Annotated in this window: 14 protein-coding genes; 5 read left to right on the plus strand and 9 right to left on the minus strand. The window is 37.3% G+C overall.

Translation table 11 applies throughout. The features are described 5' to 3' along the window. Positions 1–158: 158 nt before the first annotated feature. A complete protein-coding gene (putA, locus tag CUN60_RS00865; protein WP_102950211.1) occupies positions 159–3785 on the plus strand; it encodes a bifunctional proline dehydrogenase/L-glutamate gamma-semialdehyde dehydrogenase PutA in 3627 nt (1208 codons plus the stop codon). Positions 3786–3874: 89 nt separating this feature from the next. Here the strand turns inward: putA and CUN60_RS00870 are convergent, their stop codons facing one another. Then, a complete protein-coding gene (locus tag CUN60_RS00870) occupies positions 3875–5014 on the minus strand; it encodes a hypothetical protein (RefSeq protein ID WP_102950212.1) in 1140 nt (379 codons plus the stop codon). A gap of 209 nt (positions 5015–5223) precedes the next feature. Here CUN60_RS00870 and CUN60_RS00875 point away from each other — a divergent pair, with 209 nt between their 5' ends. Both CUN60_RS00875 and CUN60_RS00880 read left to right on the plus strand, forming a co-directional pair. Beyond that, positions 5224–5679: a hypothetical protein gene (locus CUN60_RS00875; RefSeq protein ID WP_102950213.1), complete on the plus strand. Its 456-nt coding sequence runs from the start codon at positions 5224–5226 to the stop codon at positions 5677–5679. Positions 5680–5734: 55 nt separating this feature from the next. Further along, a complete protein-coding gene (locus tag CUN60_RS00880) occupies positions 5735–6559 on the plus strand; it encodes a glycine zipper 2TM domain-containing protein (RefSeq protein ID WP_102950214.1) in 825 nt (274 codons plus the stop codon). Positions 6560–6608: 49 nt separating this feature from the next. On the opposite strand, the gene CUN60_RS00885 is transcribed toward CUN60_RS00880, so the two are convergent. The 8 genes from CUN60_RS00885 to recG form a co-directional block, all read right to left on the minus strand. Then, positions 6609–7163, minus strand: a complete 555-nt coding sequence (locus tag CUN60_RS00885) for an arsenate reductase/protein-tyrosine-phosphatase family protein (RefSeq protein ID WP_102950215.1) — start codon at positions 7161–7163, stop codon at positions 6609–6611. Between the two features lie 127 nt (positions 7164–7290). Next, a complete protein-coding gene (sucD, locus tag CUN60_RS00890; RefSeq protein ID WP_102950216.1) occupies positions 7291–8175 on the minus strand; it encodes a succinate--CoA ligase subunit alpha in 885 nt (294 codons plus the stop codon). 22 nt (positions 8176–8197) lie between these two features. Next, on the minus strand, positions 8198–9361 hold the full coding sequence (sucC, locus tag CUN60_RS00895) for an ADP-forming succinate--CoA ligase subunit beta (protein WP_102950217.1): 1164 nt from the start codon (positions 9359–9361) through the stop codon (positions 8198–8200). Positions 9362–9467: 106 nt separating this feature from the next. After that, a complete protein-coding gene (locus CUN60_RS00900) occupies positions 9468–10148 on the minus strand; it encodes a hypothetical protein (RefSeq protein WP_102950218.1) in 681 nt (226 codons plus the stop codon). Between the two features lie 44 nt (positions 10149–10192). Next, the gene (locus tag CUN60_RS00905; protein WP_102950219.1) at positions 10193–11743 is read right to left on the minus strand and encodes a S8 family serine peptidase; all 1551 of its coding nucleotides are present in this window, start codon (positions 11741–11743) and stop codon (positions 10193–10195) included. A 108-nt stretch (positions 11744–11851) separates the two neighbouring features. Beyond that, positions 11852–12655 carry a bestrophin-like domain gene (locus tag CUN60_RS00910; RefSeq protein WP_102950220.1) on the minus strand — a complete coding sequence of 268 codons (804 nt, stop codon included), beginning with the start codon at positions 12653–12655 and terminating at the stop codon, positions 11852–11854. Positions 12656–12657: 2 nt separating this feature from the next. Next, positions 12658–13056, minus strand: a complete 399-nt coding sequence (locus CUN60_RS00915) for a hypothetical protein (RefSeq protein ID WP_102950221.1) — start codon at positions 13054–13056, stop codon at positions 12658–12660. Between the two features lie 87 nt (positions 13057–13143). Next, positions 13144–15180 carry an ATP-dependent DNA helicase RecG gene (gene recG / locus CUN60_RS00920; protein ID WP_102950222.1) on the minus strand — a complete coding sequence of 679 codons (2037 nt, stop codon included), beginning with the start codon at positions 15178–15180 and terminating at the stop codon, positions 13144–13146. A 114-nt stretch (positions 15181–15294) separates the two neighbouring features. Here recG and CUN60_RS00925 point away from each other — a divergent pair, with 114 nt between their 5' ends. Further along, positions 15295–18426, plus strand: a complete 3132-nt coding sequence (locus CUN60_RS00925; RefSeq protein ID WP_158649227.1) for an efflux RND transporter permease subunit — start codon at positions 15295–15297, stop codon at positions 18424–18426. Positions 18427–18468: 42 nt separating this feature from the next. Continuing rightward, positions 18469–19200, plus strand: coding sequence for a helix-turn-helix transcriptional regulator (locus CUN60_RS00930; RefSeq protein WP_102950224.1), 732 nt, complete (start codon positions 18469–18471; stop codon positions 19198–19200). Positions 19201–19239 lie beyond the last annotated feature (39 nt).

Raw genomic sequence — 19239 nt, forward strand, 5'->3', positions numbered from 1 at the left:
TGATTTTTTGTAGTTTCTAATACTAGTATAAGAGTTCATTTGCTAGTTAATTTCAAATCTCTTCTACGCTCAAGTCTTTTGTAATTTGTTGTAATCCAATTCTGCCACCCGTAGTATAATAATCTGTTATGTGTGTAACTATAAATGAAGGGTAATTTATGTTTAATCTAGCAGTTAGACCACAAACCGACCTTAAGACAAAGATCACAGAGAAATATCGCGATAATGAACAAAAATGCTTGGACAATTTGATTGAAATTCTGGATTGGGATGTAAATAAAGAAGAGCAAATAAGACAACTTGCTACAAGTATGATAGAAAAAGTTCGGAATAACCGGATTAAAGGTAATGGTGTTGACGCCCTAATGCAGGAATTTAAGCTATCAACCGCCGAAGGTATTGCGCTTATGTGTCTGGCAGAAAGCCTATTACGCATTCCGGATACATATACTCAAAATAAGTTAATTAAAGATAAAATTGCCACCGGAGACTGGAAAAGTCATACCAAGAGTGGCAGTTTTTTTGTAAATGCTGCAAGTTGGGGCTTAACCCTCACTGGTAAACTGGTTAAAGCTGATAGTGATGCAAAACTAACTGCAGCTTTGGTGAAAGTGGTTGGCAAATGGGGTGAGCCTATTATTCGTAAAGCAATGGGAACAGCAGTTCGCTTCATGGGTAATCAATTTGTTATGGGTGAGACAATTGAATCTGCACTTAAAGCAGCTACAGCCAAAGAAGCTAAAGGATATCAGTTTTCATTTGATATGCTTGGTGAAGCAGCGCTTACCGATGAAGATGCACAAAAATACATGCAAAGCTACATTGATGCCATTCACTCAGTAGGTAAGGCAAATGCTGGACGTGGGATCAAAGAAGGTCCTGGGATTTCGGTTAAATTATCGGCAATTCATCCACGTTATGTTCGTGCGCAGCGTGAACGTGTAATGAGTGAATTATTTCCACGCCTAAAACACTTATATTTATTAGCCAAACAATATCAAATCGCTCTATTCATTGATGCCGAAGAAACTGATCGACTAGAAATTTCCCTAGATTTATTAGAAAAATTGGTTACCGATCCAGATATGGCTGGATTTAAAGGAATTGGTTTTGTAATTCAGGCATATCAGCGCCGCGCGCCGCATGTTATTGATTATGTAATTGATCTTGCTCGCCGTGCCAATGCACGCATTATGGTTCGTCTAGTTAAAGGTGCTTACTGGGATAGTGAAGTAAAACGCGCTCAAGTAGATGGTCAGGCAGATTATCCGGTTTATACGCGTAAATTCTATACCGATCTTTCTTATCTTGCTTGTGCCAAAAAACTTTTGTCAGCTCAAGATGCGATTTATCCAGCATTTGCTACGCATAATGCTTATAGCCTAGCAGCAATACACACTATAGCGGAAGGTCGTGAGTTTGAATTCCAGTGTTTATATGGAATGGGTGAGACACTTTACGACAATGTAGTTGGTAAGGATAATTTGGGTGTAATTTGTCGTGTCTATGCACCAGTTGGAACTTATGAAACGCTACTTGCATATCTGGTACGCCGCTTACTTGAAAATGGTGCTAACTCATCATTTGTACATCAATTAGTTGATCCATCGATTCCAGTTAGTGAATTAGTAGTAAATCCTCTTGATCTGACACTTAAAGCACACAAAGAATCAAATCCATTCTTTAAAAAACCTGCTGATATTTACCCTGGCGGAAGAATTAATTCTAAAGGATTGGATCTTTCAGATGAGCTACAGTTAGCTACGCTAGATAAAGAATTAAACAAATTTATTGCCAACAAATATCAGGCTTATCCTTTACTTGATGGCTATAAAATCAGCGATCGCGAAACAAAAACAGTGCGTAACCCAGCTAAACAAGCGGATATTGTCGGCGAAGTAAAACTTGCCAATAGTGATGAACTGGATGTTGCAGTTAGTAATGCAGTAAAAGCTTTCCCAAATTGGTCAACTACATCACCACAAGAACGGGCTGCAAAAATAACTAAATTTGCTGATCTGATGGAAGAAAATTACTACGAAGTACTGAATATTGTAATTCGTGAGGCTGGGAAAACACTAAGTAACGCAATTGCTGAAATTCGTGAAGCGGTTGATTTCTGTCGTTATTACGCAGCCCAAGTAACAAATGAATTTAGCAATGAAACACATAAGGCATTAGGCCCAGTAGTGTGTATTAGCCCATGGAATTTCCCGTTAGCAATTTTTGTTGGCGAAGTGGTAAGTAGTCTTGCAGCTGGAAATACAGTAATTGCTAAACCATCGGCACAGACTAATCTGATTGCATTTTATGCTGTTGAATTAATGCATAAGGCAGGTATTCCGACTGGTGCAATCCAGTTTATGCCAGGTAGTGGAAGCACTATTGGTAATGAATTAACCAAAGATCCACGCATCAAGGCGGTAATTTTTACTGGTTCAACCGAAGTTGCCCAGACGATCAATCAAAATCTGGCGGCCAAAGCTGATGCGGGTGTATTGATTGCTGAAACTGGTGGACAAAATGCGATGATTGTTGATTCAACTGCACTACCAGAGCAAGTTGTTCTTGATGTGGTTTCATCTGGATTTGATAGTGCAGGTCAACGTTGCTCTGCCCTTCGGGTATTATATCTACAGGCAGATATTGCAGATAAAACCATCAAAATGCTAAAAGGTGCGATGGATGAATTACGAGTTGGTAATCCAAGTAGTCTAAATACCGATGTAGGTCCAGTAATTGATACCAAAGCGCAAAAAGTTTTACTCGATCATATTGAATCATTGCGTCATAAGGCAAGGATGATGTATCAAGCAAAACTACAACCTGAATGTGAAGATGGAATTTTTGTTGCGCCAACAGTATTTGAAATTGGTTCAATCAAGGAATTAAAACGCGAAGTATTTGGTCCGGTTATTCACATTATCCGCTTTGCTGGTGAAGATCTAGACAAAGTAATTGCCGAAATTAACAGTAGTGGTTATGGTTTAACTCAAGGGGTACATAGCCGTCTTGAAGATACTGCTGCCAAAGTATATAATAATATCAAAGCTGGTAATATTTATATCAACCGTAATACCGTTGGTGCTGTAGTTGGGGTTCAGCCATTTGGTGGTGAAGGTCTATCAGGAACTGGACCTAAAGCTGGTGGACCATTATATTTATACCGCCTTGTAAATACAGAAGCTCTGCCAAAACTAGATGCCAGCAAAAAAGAGGTAGATTTTAGAACTCTTGATCGTTTTGTAAATAGCCTTGGACAATTGCAACTTGGTCAACAGGATATAACTGAACTACTAGCTGTAGCAAGTAAATTGAAAGAACACTCGCCATTAGCCGATCATATTGAATTGCCGGGTCCAACAGGGGAACGGAACTTTATGTTATTTGCACCACGTGGCTATGTGGCTTGTGTTGCTGATAGTTTACGTGGCTACTGTGAGCAGATTATTCATGCCCTAGCTACTGGTAATCAGGTGGTTATGGTAAAAGATGGTACAAATGATGTGTTTAGTCGCTATTTGCCAAAACAATCGTATTTTACCAGTGAGTTTGCTAAAGTAGATATGCTTCATGCCTTACTAATTAGTAAAGGACATCCGAATCTTGCCCAAATCCGTAATGAATTAGCCAAACGTGATAGTTTATTAACTCATGTACTTGAAGAATTACCACAAGGTGGATACAATATCCATCTACTAGTAACCGAACGTACAGTTAGTAATAATATCACTGCAACTGGTGGTAATGTTCAGCTGATGAGTATAGATGATAGGGTTGAGTAAATACAAAAGGCTGGTTATTTTAACCAGCTTTTTTTCATAACTATCTAGTTGTACTATGTGATTGATATACATTATTTTCAAAATAAAGTTTAGTTAGATAGTGCCTCTTGAAGACCTTTTGCAATATTTTGATAATGCTCCGCTAATATTGACGGATTTTTAACATATAATTCGATTTGCTTGTCAACAAGTTCTTTATATTTTTCTATTTCTATTCTAATTTTATTATTCTTTAAGATACACTCTTTTAATGCGTTGATGACATCACCCTTATATTGATCCATATTAAGACACCTAGAACAACCTGGGCTTTTTACTACTATTTCAATAAATATAGTTACGACATCATCATTTTGTGCAAGAGCAAATACTTTTGCTAAATGAATTAACTCGTTTGAAAAGAAGCCAATTTGTTGTGTCCATGGTCGTCTATTTATTAGGGCATGTAATAATTCCGTATCTTTTCCCGAGCTGATCTTGTTCGGATAAAATTGAAAAATGAGGCTAGCGTATGAAGATATCGCCGGATGACCCATGTTTTCTTTAAAGCGAGAGCAAAGCTCTAAAAATGCATTTCTAATAATTTTCCAGTTATTTTCTCCTTTAATATTTCTAACAGACAATATTGCAACAACGTTACCAATATTGTCTGGATTTTCTTTTAAAGCATTTATTAACCTACTATTATCATACTCAATAAACTTATTAAAAATTTCGGTGTTCTTATTATTTATCAATGCATCTATATCAGCTTTTAGTTTTTCCACCTCGAAAGTTTTATTTTCAATCGTTCTCTCAATCTGTTTAATTTCTTGATATCTCTCATTAACTTTATTTGAAAGTAATATGCCAAGAACAGCTGATATTAATCCAAAAACCCCTAAAATAATTGAAAAAATAGTTAAAGAATTACTATAAAGAGAATACAAAGCAGTAAACTGTTGCTCACTAAGATTCTGCTGATTTATGATTGCTGTTTCTAATTTATCAATCCGGTTATCAAAGGAGCTTAAAATAGTATAAGATTCAGATAAGTATTTTGGTAATTCTGCTTTAACAATCCTAGTTTCCACATGGGTTTTTGTGCTATAATTTTTAATCGAACTAGATAATTGCCAATTTGCAGCGACATACGCTAACCATACAGCAACAGGAAGTAAGGTAATAAAAAGTATCCAGTTATTAAAAATATAATATCGCTTTAATTTCTTTTTTAAGGTTACGCCCATAATTACCCCTTGAAAATAATTCTTTATTATACCCTCAAAACTAACTTATCCACAGATAAAAAACATATTTTCCAGCCTAACTTGATTTCTTCTTCAGAATGTAAAAAAATAGCCAACCTATCTCCATCAATACCAAAATGGATAAACATAATCAATCAGAAAAGTGGTAAACTAAAATCCTGTTGTTAATAATAAGAGGTAGAATACCAATGGCTAGTCTATTTGAGAAAATTTTTCCCAAAAATGCAAATAATGACTACAAAGGACATAAGCTTGCAGCTTACGTGTTCTTTTTGCTTGCAGCGATGGGGACAGTTCGTAGTTGTATTCATTTTCTAGCACCAGATGGCGGGGCAGGAACTATTGCTGGGATGGATCTATCGGTAGCAGGAGCAGCAGGAATAATTTTTGGCTTTTCACTATGGGGTAGCTCACAACTTTTATATGCAATTATTCAATTAGTTGTATTTTTTCGCTATAGAACCCTAGTTCCATTTATGTATATTTTAATGCTGTGTGAGACATTAATGCGGATGTTTATCGGACATATCAAGCCGGTTCATTTTGCCCATACTCCACCAGGTGCGATCTTGAATCATGTAATGATTCCGCTTACGATTATCATGCTGATATTATCTTTATGGCATAAAGAAAAGCATAAGTAAAAAAACAACGTTTTATGCTAAAATTATGCAAATAAAATAAATTAAGGATATAGTTGTGGCAGACAATAATAATCGTAATTATAACAATCGTAACCGCAATAATAATCAACAACAGCGCCGTCAGCGTGTTTATGAAGAAGATCGCAGAGGTAATAATTATCAGGATGACTACGATGATGATTATCGCGATGATCAGCGACAAATGGAACGTTCCCCACGCAATCGCCAGCAAAGAGGCAATCCAAATCAACAGTCACGCCAACGTCGTTACGATGATGACTACGATGATTATCAACCACAATACCGCCAATCTAGCAGTAAAAAACCATTACTGATTGGTTTGGGTGCATTGGGAGCGGTAGCAGTTGCGGCTGGTTTATTTAGCTTTTTGAGTGGTAGTAGTACCGCCCAAATCGTATCAGTGTCACCAAATTATGTTTCAACGCAGCAGCCATATCAGGATTGTCATCGTGTTGGTACAACCCGTTATGTACGTAATCAGAAGAATGGTACAGAAGGTGCTTTGATCGGTGGGGCAACTGGTGCTGTTGCAGGAGGTATCATTGGTAATCAGGTAAAACAAGGTGGCGGAGGGACTGCGGTTGGTGCAGTGGTTGGTGGAGCAACTGGTGCTTTGGTTGGGCGTGAGGTTCAGCGTTCTAACCAGCCAGATTATGTAGCCCAAAAAGGCTCGACAACCCAATGTGCAACCCGCTATAAAACAGTACAAACCCAGGCTGGTTATAATGTTCAGTATTTGTATAAGGGAAATATGGCAAGTATCGTTACTCAGTCAGCCCCTGCAATTGGTGTCAAATTGCCATATAGTCAATTACAGGCGATGGCAATGCCAGCAAGTCCCCCTCCTGCGTCAAACTAAATTTAATCAGGGAGTTAGTTTACTCCCTTTTTAGTATTTATTTGAAAAGCTATTTGATTTTACTACCGACACATTGCATTTTATTTTTTTGGATAAGTTCGATGTATCTAGCTATAGTATTGCGGGTATTTTCATAAAATTTCAAATCATGTCCATATGCATCCGCGACATCTTCCTTTTTCCCAGTAGCACATTCTGAAAGTAGGTAAATATTTTTCGCAGTGGGATCAATTTTTAATAACTTTTCTTTATGAGCTTCAGTCATCACCAAAACAAGCTTGGCAGAATCAATATCTGTTTTAGTTACTGGGGTAGCTCGATGATTTGAAATATCTTTAATACCAAGTTCTTTCATAGCAACAATCGCATACGATTCGGGAGTTAATTCTTTGGGATTAACATTAGCACCGCGTGAGTCAGCAATATAACCATTTTTTGCAAAATGAAAATAATCATTTGCTAGATACTCTGCCATCGGGCTACGACCAGTATTGCCCCCACAAACAAAAAGAATTTTGTTGGTATCTGTAGTTGCTGCAAAGCTGGAACTAAAATAAGATAGACTAATAGCAAGAAGTGTAAGCAATCTGGAAGCTTTTGTCATGAGCAGATCCTTGATATCATAAATTAATCAAATATTTTCGCATTTTTAGAGAGCTACAAGTAAAAATTTAATTGGCATAAAAAAACCTGCCATAAATGACAGGTTTTAGATGATACTTAACAAAGGATTAGATCATACCTTTAGATTTTAATACTTCTAAAAGAGTGCTACCTAATTCAGCAGGTGAACGGGTATAAGCAATACCAGCTTTTTCAAATGCAGCAAATTTTTCTTCAGCAGTACCTTTACCACCAGAAATAATTGCACCAGCATGACCCATACGTTTACCAGCAGGAGCTGTAACCCCAGCAATATAACCAACTACAGGTTTAGTTACATTTGATTTAACGTATTCAGCAGCTTCTTCTTCGGCAGTTCCACCAATTTCACCAATCATGATGATTGCTTCTGTTTGCGGATCTTCTTGGAATAATTTTAATGAATCAATATGTGAAGTTCCTGGAATTGGATCACCACCGATACCGATACAAGTTGATTGACCAAGGCCAAGTTTGGTTGTTTGCGCAACTGCTTCATAAGTCAAAGTACCAGAACGTGATACGATACCGATTTTACCTGGTAAATGAATATGACCTGGCATAATACCGATTTTACATTCACCTGGAGTAATAATTCCCGGACAGTTTGGTCCGATGATGCGCGTACCAGTTGATTCAGCATAACGCTTAACTTTAAGCATATCAAGTGTTGGTACACCTTCAGTAATGATTACTACTAATGGTACGCCAGCATCAATCGCTTCAACAGCTGAATCAAGCACAAATGGAGCTGGAACATAAATTACAGACGCATTTGCTTGTGTTTCACGAACTGCTTCTTTCATAGTATTAAATACTGGTAGATTAAGATGTTTTGTACCACCTTTACCCGGAGTAACCCCACCAACTACTTTTGTTCCATAAGCAATAGCTTGTTCTGAATGGAAGGTACCATTTTTACCAGTAAAACCTTGTACCAAAACTTTGGTATTTTTATTAACTAAAACACTCATTATATATCCTTCTTGTTTGGTATTATTTTAAAGTAGCAACAACTTTTTGTGCTGCATCAGCTAAGCCATCAGCTGGGGTCAATTTCAAACCAGATTCCTGTAATAATTTAGAACCCAGTTCAGCATTATTACCTTCTAGACGAACCACCACTGGAACTGTAACGTTAACTTCTTTAACCGCAGCAATAATTGCTTCAGCAATCATGTCACAGCGTACAATACCACCAAAAATATTAATCAAAATTGCTTTTACCTGAGTATCGGCAAGAATCAGTTTAAAGGCTTCAATAACACGCTCTTTAGTCGCACCACCACCTACATCTAGGAAGTTAGCTGGTTGTCCGCCGTATAGCTTAATAATATCCATAGTCGCCATTGCTAGACCAGCACCATTAACCATACAACCAATATTACCTTCAAGAGCTACATAATTTAGGTCAAATTCAGATGCTTTAAGTTCAAGAGCATTTTCTTGCGATTTATCACGTAATTCAACTAGGTTAGGATGACGGAATAATGCATTTGAATCAAGATTAATTTTGGCATCTACACATACTAGTTCACCGTTTTCACGAACAGCTAGTGGATTGATTTCAAATAATGCGAAATCATTTTCTACAAAAGCTTTGTAAGCACCAAGCATCATTTTTACAAAATTAGCGATTTGATCACCAGTTAAACCAAGCTGGAATGCAACTTCACGAGCATGGCATGGTTGTAATCCAACTAAAGGATCAACCACAACTTTAAGAATTTTTTCTGGAGTTTCGTGAGCAACTTTTTCAATCTCAACACCACCTTCAGTTGAAGCCATGAATGTAACTCGGCGGCTTGAACGATCAACAACAGCACCAAGATATAATTCACGAGCAACTGGGTATAAATCTTCAGATACATAAACTGAATTTACTGGCTGACCATTAGCATCGGTCTGATAAGTTACCAGATTTTTACCAATCAAGCTATTAGCTACTTCGGTAGCTTCGTCACGTGATTTAACTACTTTTACCCCGCCAGCTTTACCACGTCCACCAGCATGTACTTGGGCTTTAACTACAGCAAATTTGCCGCCCAAAGAATCAAATGCATTCGCCGCCTCATGTCCGTTTGTTGCCAAAATTCCGGTTTGCACACGTAATCCATAACGAGCCAATAACTCCTTGGCTTGGTACTCATGTAAATTCATCTTATGTCCTTATAACAATCGAATTAAGTACTGATTAAATAAAATCGCATTATTTTAACATACTCATGCAACATTGAGGGTGTAATAAAAATTAAAAGACAAAGAATCAGAATACCCTAGCGCTACCTTGAATCTTGGATTTATTTGCAGGAGGAAGAGGTTTATTTGTTTTTATTAATTCAGTTAACTTATTTAATGCCTGACGCCAATCATATTCACTATCATAGCTTTTATACAAATTGTAAAGTGTAAGTGCTAAATCATAATTTTCTGGTAAGTCGCTATCATTTAAAATATGACGAACTCTAGTGCGAATTTCTTCTTCTGAGAATCCAGTATCATTTTTTAACTGCCATATCAGGCATTCCCCAGAACTAGTTGGAGTTATTTTTAAATTAGGAGTTTGCTTTGGATTATAAACAAAGTAATCGCAGGCAATTTCATCATTACTCTTGTCAATTGCTTGATTTTTCTGACTAAAAATGATTATACGGTAGGTTTTACTGCCAATCAGACGCTGTAAATCGTCTTTTGTGCTACATATGACCGAAGAGTCAGAGTTTAATGTACACTCAAGTTTGCCATTAATAAAACGATGCCATGGCTTTTCTTGGATTGAAAAGGATACGTTAGTAAAATCACCATTGATCCCTTTAAAAATACGAGGAGCAATGGTTAATTTTAAAGTAATAGGAGTGCTGCTACCATTAACTTTCAGGTTAGTGGTATTTGGAGTGGCAGAATTATCAGTATCTTTACTGCACCCAGCAATGATACTGATAACCATTAACAAATACCAATACTTAAACAATTTCAACTTGCCATTTCATATCAGTTATTATATGTTTCAGCTAACTTTAGTGCTGCAGCTACATTTAAGCGCCCGGCATCAACTACACATATTTTTTTAGTACATTTTCCATTCTCTTGAATTGGGGATGCACTATCTCTCAATATTTTTACAATTTGCTCTGGAGTCAAATTAGGCTTGATAGCCAAAATATCTGCAATAGCAGCGGTAACCAGCGGTGCTGCAAAGGAAGTTCCTTTATAAGGTTTGTATATAAAGCACTGATTACCATTACAGTCTCCATATTTATTACCTGAATAGCTTGTGCTTAATATACCCAATCCATGAACTATATCAGTAGAGTCATCACCACCTGGAGCAGCAATGGTTACCTTACCCGCACTACTATAATCCACCAGATAATCAACAGAACCAAGAGCTGCTACCGTGATAACATTGCGGTTTGTATCTTTACAATTTGCCGGTTCTCTAGTTGTGTAATTTTCGCTAGTATTCCCGGCAGTAACTACGACAGTGACTTTAGCCTCATCCAATTCATTAAAAACTCTTTGCAATTCTGTAGAACAAACTGTTGCAGGTCCACTCATACTTACATTTATAACTTTTGCCGGATTTGAATTAGGAATTGGGTGAATTCCACCAGCCCATTCGATAGCAGCTAACAAATCAGACATGGTACCTCCATTTTTCCCAAGCACCCGAACTGGAACTACCCTACTGGCAGGAGCACCACCACGATTAGCTTCGGCATTAATATGCTGCCCAATAATTGTACCAATTACGCCAGTACCATGCCATTTATTTTTAGTTGCACCCCCAAGATCCAATGCATCTGGATAAGGCAAAATTGCCAAACTTTCGGTTTGTGTAGCAGGGCATGTTCCTGCATTACTACAATCAGAAATAAATGTATAACCATAGCCCTTATTGTCTGGTAATGGCTGCAAGTGACTGATGAAATTAGGGTGCGGCGTATAACCAGAATCCACCACCGCAACAGTAACACCACTACCGCTACCATGAAAACTCCCATCGCTATAGAAACCAGCTCCATAAAGCTTTGTACCAAAAGGGCGAACGATACTTTTAGCGCCATCATAAGCGCTTACATCAAAAAGCTCCCATTGCTCACGATTAAGTGAAACAACTTCATCGGCTGAAAGGATCACATTTTCTTCAACGTTAGCAACCCCTGGAATTTTTTTCAAGCGACTGATTACTTGTGCCATTTCGGTTGGCGTCAAATTCTTTTTGAAAGTTAGGACTCTACCCCCTAAAGCATAAGGACCAAAATCAACCACTTGTTGCCCAGCTACTGCTGATAATGCCTGAAGCTTTGCAGTAGAAAGCTTTTCCATTAGCTTTGCTTTTACTTGTTTGATATCCTGATTCTTTTCTTGCAGATTCTTAGCTGAATTGATGAATTTCTGCTGCTCAGCAGTTGGTTCATAACGAAGAATAATCTGATTGTTAGATGTCCCGGTTTCGGCATATATAGTAGCTGTCAACACACCAAGCAACAACCCCATTTTAAATTTACCATTAGCTTGTTTATTTAACCTTGTTAACATAATAACTCCTTGAAAACAAAGTAGTTATTGTAACAAGTAGTAGCTCAAGAAAATAATCCATTTTTCGATAACACTTATACGTTTTTTAGATAAATAGATCCAAATTGATTAGTTATTTTGTAAATGAACCTTGGTAAAATACCTAAGTTCTTGATGGACAGTAACAAATGCTGAACTATCAGCTCTAAGCTCACCCTGAAATGGTTTATCCATCTCAAGAATCAACCAACAAGAGGAGCTGATGATTAAATTTTGACTCATTATAATGAAGAGCGTGAATGCCATACTTTTCGTTTTTACAAACCCAGTCCAAAAACAGCCGATTATAATCATTACCAGAAAAAACACTAATAGAGGTCCGCGAAGATTTCCCTCAAGGTAATTAAGGCGATCCTCACGGTAGTTTGATAACTGTGAGAGCTGTTCTAAAATACGATGATAGCGCATTTCTTCCGCCATATTTTTAGCGGGAGTGTACTCGTAAATTGATAAAACTAATGTCCGATACATGGCAGTGGTTTTCTGGTTAAGTTTGCCAGTAGAAAGGTTTGGATATTCATCTTCAATAACTGAATTAAGATAATCAAACAGATTTTGCTCTATTGATTTGCGTTGATCGCTTTCTAATGAATCCACATCATTATATAGCTGCTCAATAGTTGTAGCTTCACGAATACTTGTTAATTCAAGCTGTCCGAGATTACTCCAATTAGTAGCAATCCAAAATGTAATAAAAATGGTTGTAAAGAAAAGAATTGTTTGCCAGACAACTTTATTCACTACATCATTATTATCAACTTTGAAGAGGAATCTTTGTGAAAAGAAATGCCCAATCAGACTAATCAGATTACAAAAAACAAAAGTACAAACTAGAGCAAAGTAGATGGGTAAAGAATAAAACCAAGCTGGCATTGTCAATTGAAATAAAGCGTCAGAATAACCTGAGTCAAGTTATATTTAACTTGATCAGTATCTTTTAATTCAATTGATTTTAAGGGAATATCTACATTTGTCTTTTTTAGCAGATAATCGTGAACTTCTTGCGCTAGAGGCTCCATCTTAGTTGGATAACTAATCACGACTCGTTTTATTCGGTCGGATTTTATTCCATCAGCAATGTCATCCAATTGCGACTCATCCATATTAGTAAGAAAAACAGGTGCCCAGCCGCCTATAGCTTCAGATTGAGAAGCTGATTTATTGACATCTGTAGTAGAAGTCTTTGGTGTGTTAGTTGGCTGATGTGAATTACTGCAGGCAACCATAAATATGAAACACCCACATAAGAAAAAATATTGGGCAATTCTTTGCATCTAAATAACCTATCTTATTAAAGTCGAGTTCAAAAAACTGATATTCAGGATTGTATCATGAGCCAGATTAATTTTGAAAAAATCATTTTAACTTTGAGTGTAAATACTTTTATTATGAAACCATAAATCGGTTAATAATTTAGCATGAGAAGGATATTTCTCAGCTATTTCCCGGGCAAGAGGCTTTATCTGTTGCAAAATATCAAGGTCTTCTTCAAGATTAGCAAATCGTAATGCTGGTAAGCCGCTTTGGCGTTGACCAAGAAGCTCACCCGGACCACGTATTAGTAGATCTTGGCGCGCAATTTCAAATCCATCAGTTGAGGATGAAATCACCTGTAAGCGTTGTCTAGCTACCTCGCTAAGTCCTGGCTCATAAAGTAAGATACATTCACTTTGCAGATTCCCACGCCCAACCCGACCACGCAGCTGATGTAATTGCGCAAGCCCCATCCGTTCACTATGTTCAATAACTATAATACTGGCATTTGGAACATCAACACCAACCTCAATCACAGTAGTTGCAACCAGTAGTTGTAGTTGATTCTGACTAAATTCTTCCATAACCTGAGCTTTTTCACGTGCTTTTAGCTTACCATGAATAAGACCAACCTTAATTGGTGCCAGATGATTTGCCAATTCCTGATAAGTATTAAGAGCATTTTCAAGTTCAAGCTTTTCAGACTCTTCAATTAACGGACAGACCCAGTAAACTTGGGCACCTGAATCAATCTTATTTCTGACAAATTCAATTACTTCATGACGACGATTATTATTAATTAGTAAGGTGCTAATTGGCGTTCTTCCGGGTGGCAATTCATCAATAACTGAAACATCAAGATCGGCATAATAGCTCATTGCTAGTGAACGCGGAATCGGTGTAGCCGACATCATAAGCTGATGCGGATGCAGCTGTTGCTTATTCTTATTAATCAATGCCAACCGCTGCTCAACTCCAAAACGATGTTGTTCATCAATAACGGCAAGTCCAAGGTTATGAAATTCAACATCTTTCTGAAAAACGGCATGGGTTCCAACAATAAGTTGGATCGTCCCCTCCGCAATTGCAGTGTAAGTTTCTTGTTTTTGCTTTTTAGTCTGACTGCCCGATAACCAGCCAGTCTTAATCCCAATCTCTTCACATAAAGAAGAAATTTTTAGATAATGCTGTTCTGCCAAAATTTCGGTCGGTGCCATAATACACGCCTGAAAACCATTTTCAATCGCAACTACTGCTGCGATAGTTGCAACAATCGTTTTACCACTACCAACATCACCTTGTAACAGGCGATTCATTTGTTTATCTAGAAGCATATCCTGAAGAGTTTCACGTAAGACTTTCTGTTGAGCTTTGGTTAGTTTGAATGGTAATTTGGCTAATAGGGGAATCAGATATTTATTATTAGTTTTTAATTGTGGGGCTGGGTTAGCATGCTTTTTAACATAAACTTTATGCATCAATAGTTGCTGAGCCAATAATTCATCAAATTTGAGGCGAGCTAGGGCTTTTTCTTGGTATTTTTGTTTAAACTGGAGTGGGGTTAGTTTATGTAATGCTAATAGTGCCTGTGCTAAGCCCAATAACTTATATCGATCAATGATATTTTGCGGTAAAGTTTCGCCAATAATATTTGCATTAAATAAATCTTCTACTAGCTGAATAATTGTCTGATTATTTAAACCATTGGTTGTCGGATAGATCGGTGTAAAAGTATTACTTAATTTGACTTCTTCATTTACGGTCTGGATTTTCGGATGAATAATAGTCTTATTGCCAAAATGATCTTGCTTAACTTCACCAAAAGCCCTTATCCGTTTGCCTATTTTATATTGGCTAGAATAATTCGGGAAAAAATGGAAAAATAATAGCGAGATAAATCCATCACCATCGGCAATTTTAACGATTAACTGACGATTTTTACGCTGGATTACCTCACAACTAATAATCTCACCTTCGACCATTACTTGTTGCCCAGCTCTAGCCTCAGCAATTGGGTAAACTCGAGTCAGATCTTCATAACGCAATGGAATATGTAAGGCAAGATCCCACCAGCTAGAAAGCCCTAATTTCAGGAGCTTATTATTTAATTGCGCTTTATCGCTTATTTGTTCCAAAATCTGCATTATGAACTATACTATTTATGGTTTAATTTGATTACTTATATTCTGTCAAGTAAGTATCTTAGCACACCTGAAGATTGAGTTATAATCTGGGGAAATCCAATTTTAGGTTCTAGGGTGAAGCCGTACTATTTCATTAAACGTCCGATTCTAGCTATTGTAATCGCGCTTATTATTATTTGCGTTGGGTTAGTAGCTACATTTAACATACCGGTTAGCCAATTTCCCAATATTTCGCCACCAGTAGTCATGGTTCGTGCCCAATTCCCGGGAGCAAATGCCGAAACTGCGGCTAAAGTCGTTGCTGCACAAATAGAAAACCAGTTAAATGGTACTAGCAATATGCTTTATATGGCAACTACTACTTCGGCAACTGGCTCTATTTCGATTAATCTTACCTTTGAAATCGGAACTGATTTAAATATTGCTATCAACGAAATCTTAAACCGGATTTATGCCGCAATGTCACTTTTACCACCTGTGGTTCAGCAACTAGGGGTAACTGCACGCAAAAGTTCTCCCGATCAATTACTTAGTATTGCTTTCTATGCCAATCCCTATATCGACCCAAAATTTATCAGCAATTATCTCGAGCGAACTGTCCAAAATGATTTGCTATTATTACCAACTGTTGGCAATATAGGCGTCTTTGGTACTGGAACTTATGCAATCCGGGCATGGTTAGATCCAAATCTTATGCAACGTTATAGCATTACCGTTAATGATATCCAAAATGCTATAAAAGATCAAAATCAGGAGTATGTGATCGGGCGCTCAAATGCACCACCTTTTATAAGCGATAAGCAGACAGAAAGCATGCTGGCGTTAAATCTGATTGGTTCACAGATGTTTAGCTCCCCGAAGCAATTAGCTGAGGTAGTCCTAAGAAATAATGGCAACCAGATAATTCGGGTAAAGGATATTGCCAGAGTTGAATTAGGTGCAAATAGTTACACTTCCAGAGCGCTGATTAATTTCCGTGATGAAAAGGGGAAATTTGTTAGCTACCCTTGTTCAATTATGCAGGTCTATCTTGTACCGGGAAGCAATCAATTACTAGCAAAAAAACAGATTCTTGACTTATTACAAGAAGATGCCAAACGCTTTCCTTTTGGGCTTCATTACCGAATTAGCAATGATAATTCAAGGTTTGTTGCCGCTTCAATTCACAATGTTGTTGAGACCTTAATTATTGCAATTATACTCGTAACACTAATCATTCTTTTATTTTTACGTAACTTACGTGCCTGCCTAATTGTAATAGCGACTATTCCAGTATCATTATTTGGAACTATTGCTTGTCTTGATGTTCTTGGGTTTAGTCTAAATACCATTAGCCTCTTTGCTCTGATTTTATCAATCGGAATCGTTGTTGATGATGCGATTATTATTGTCGAAAATGTGATGCGGCTAAAAGAAGCCAATCCAGAAACTAAACTCTCACAGATTATCAGTGAAACAATGCGCGAAGTGAAAAGCGCAGTCATTGCGATTGTAATGGTTTTAAGTATCGTATTTATCCCAGTTATGAAGCTTGGCGGTTTAAGTGGTGTAATGTACCAACAGTTTGCAGTGACTATTGCCTGCTCGGTTATTATTTCGGGAATAAGTGCACTTACATTTGTACCAGCATTAACTAGCCGCATACTTAAAATAGTCCCATTGAAGAGAAAACCCCCATCTATTTTTGAGAACTTAATCGGTAAGCTGACTAGGCTCTATGTAAGGCTGGCAGAAATGATTATAATCAAGCGCAAATTTATTCTCATGATTTGGTTGGTGCTAATTTTAGCTACTATTGGCTTATTTAAGGAGGTTTCTACTGACTTTGTCCCACTTGAAGATCAGGGGCTAATAATGGCTTCGATGAATCTGCCTTCTTCTGCGAGTATGAATGAAACTGAAAGTGCTGCCCGACAAATAATGGCAAAACTAACCAATAACCCCAATATTTCTTCGGTATTAAGCATTATTGGCGCTGACTTTCTTGATTCTGGCGGGCAAAAACCATACGCAGCTTCATTTACTATCTCATTAAAAGAATGGTCAGAGCGAAGTGGTAAGCATAGTAGTGCCGATTCAGTCATCAAAGAAATTAACAAATTTAATCGCCAAATTCCGGGACTTGCCATAAAGGCTTATAATCAACCACCAATTCGCGGGCTTAGCACCACAGGTGGAGTTGAATTTTATCTGGAAAATCGGGTCGGTGGTAATGCTCATGACTTACAGGAGGTTGGTGATAAATTAATCGCCAGGCTTAAAAAACACCATGAAGTTGGCAATGCATATCAGACGCTAAATACCAATACACTACAAATATCATTGCTACCGGATATTGATATGACCAAATTCTATAAAGTAAGCCTCAACGACCTGTATGTTACTTTACAAACAATGTATAGCAATAATAACGTTAATTTTGCCTATCTGATGCAGGGGTTAATCTGGGTTATCCTTGAAGCCGACTATCGTTATCGGGCTACTTTGGAGGGATTACAAAATGTATATCTGAAAAACACTGATGGTAAAATGGTACCAGTTGGTAGTTTGCTAAAAATCGACTACAGTAATAATGCTCAGGTAATTCAACGTTTTAATAGTTATATTGCGACTAGAATAACTGTAATCCCCGCAAAAGGACATACCATGGGTGATGTGATGCAGGTACTTCAGAATGAAGTTAGCCAATTACCCAAAGGCTATGGTTATGAGTGGTTCGGCACTAGTTATCAACTAAAACAATCGCAAAGTACCTCGGCTACAGCATTTATCATGGCTTTTGTCATGATTTATCTGGTTTTGGCTGCATTGTATGAAATGTGGCGCTTACCACTTATAATCCTTATGGGAGTTCCTTTTGCATTATTTGGTGCTATTTTGGTGCTATTTATCTTTAACATGCCAAATGACTTATATTTCCAAATTAGCCTGATAACACTACTCGGCTTATCTGCCAAAAATATTATTCTTTTGGTTGAATTTGCCTTACAACATTATAAGGAGGATGGGAATAGCATTTCTAGTGCTATTTACGCACTAAAGATCCGTTTTCGTCCAATTCTAATGACTTCGGTTACATTTATCTTTGGAACCTTACCACTGGTGTTTGCTAACGGTGCTGGTGCTAATGCTGAACACTCGTTAGGTATCGGAATCATCGGTGGCGTTATTGGTTCGGTCTTTTTGGCAACTTTATTCACCCCTGCTTATTTTACCTTATTTATGAAAAATAGGGCAAAGGTTTAATCTAAGCCGTATAATCATGTAAAGTTTTCTTAGGAAGCAAAAATGCTAAGTAACCAAGAGTATCTACAACAATTTACCAATGCTCTAGAAATTACCGATCAGGTTATAAATGATTTATGTGTGGTGGTCAAAGGAACTGATTCCAAAGCTATTTATGCGACAGCAACACATAATCGAGTATTTAATTGTGATAATAGCATTCTTAATAACTATGTTTTCCCCCTTGAAGCCGATAATTACAAACATAGTCAGTCTGTTATCGAAGAGCAAGAAGTAATAAATGCCAGAACTAAACGCATATCTTTTAATATCCATTTATTCGATGGGCAAGTTCAACCCTATCTATGTACCAAGTATCCAGTAGTAAATCCTACAAATAATGAGGTTATTGCTATTTATTGTGTTTTTCAGAAAATTCCACTTAGTGGAGTTCATCATCAGATCTTAAGAGCATATAATATCTATCGAAAAGCAAGTCAGAAGACTGATCTAGAGCGTTACAAACTTACCAAACGTGAAAAGCAGGTAATTTTCCTCTTTCTCTCGGGTTTAAGTAGTCAAGAAATAGCGGAAGTACTATCACAAATTGAAAACAAAACTGTCACCAAAAGTACAATTGATAGTCTTTTTACCAAACAGCTGCGTTTAAAGTTTGATGCCTATACCAGACAGGGTTTATTTGAGAAATTGATGGAATCTGGATTCGATCGTTATATTCCTAAGGACTTATTTATTAACATCAAGCTACCAATTACTGATTTAACCTCATATTGATTAATGCTAGGGGCATAGAATAATCAATTGAGAATCTTG

Source organism: Aquella oligotrophica (assembly GCF_002892535.1).
Taxonomy (GTDB): domain Bacteria; phylum Pseudomonadota; class Gammaproteobacteria; order Burkholderiales; family UBA11063; genus Aquella; species Aquella oligotrophica.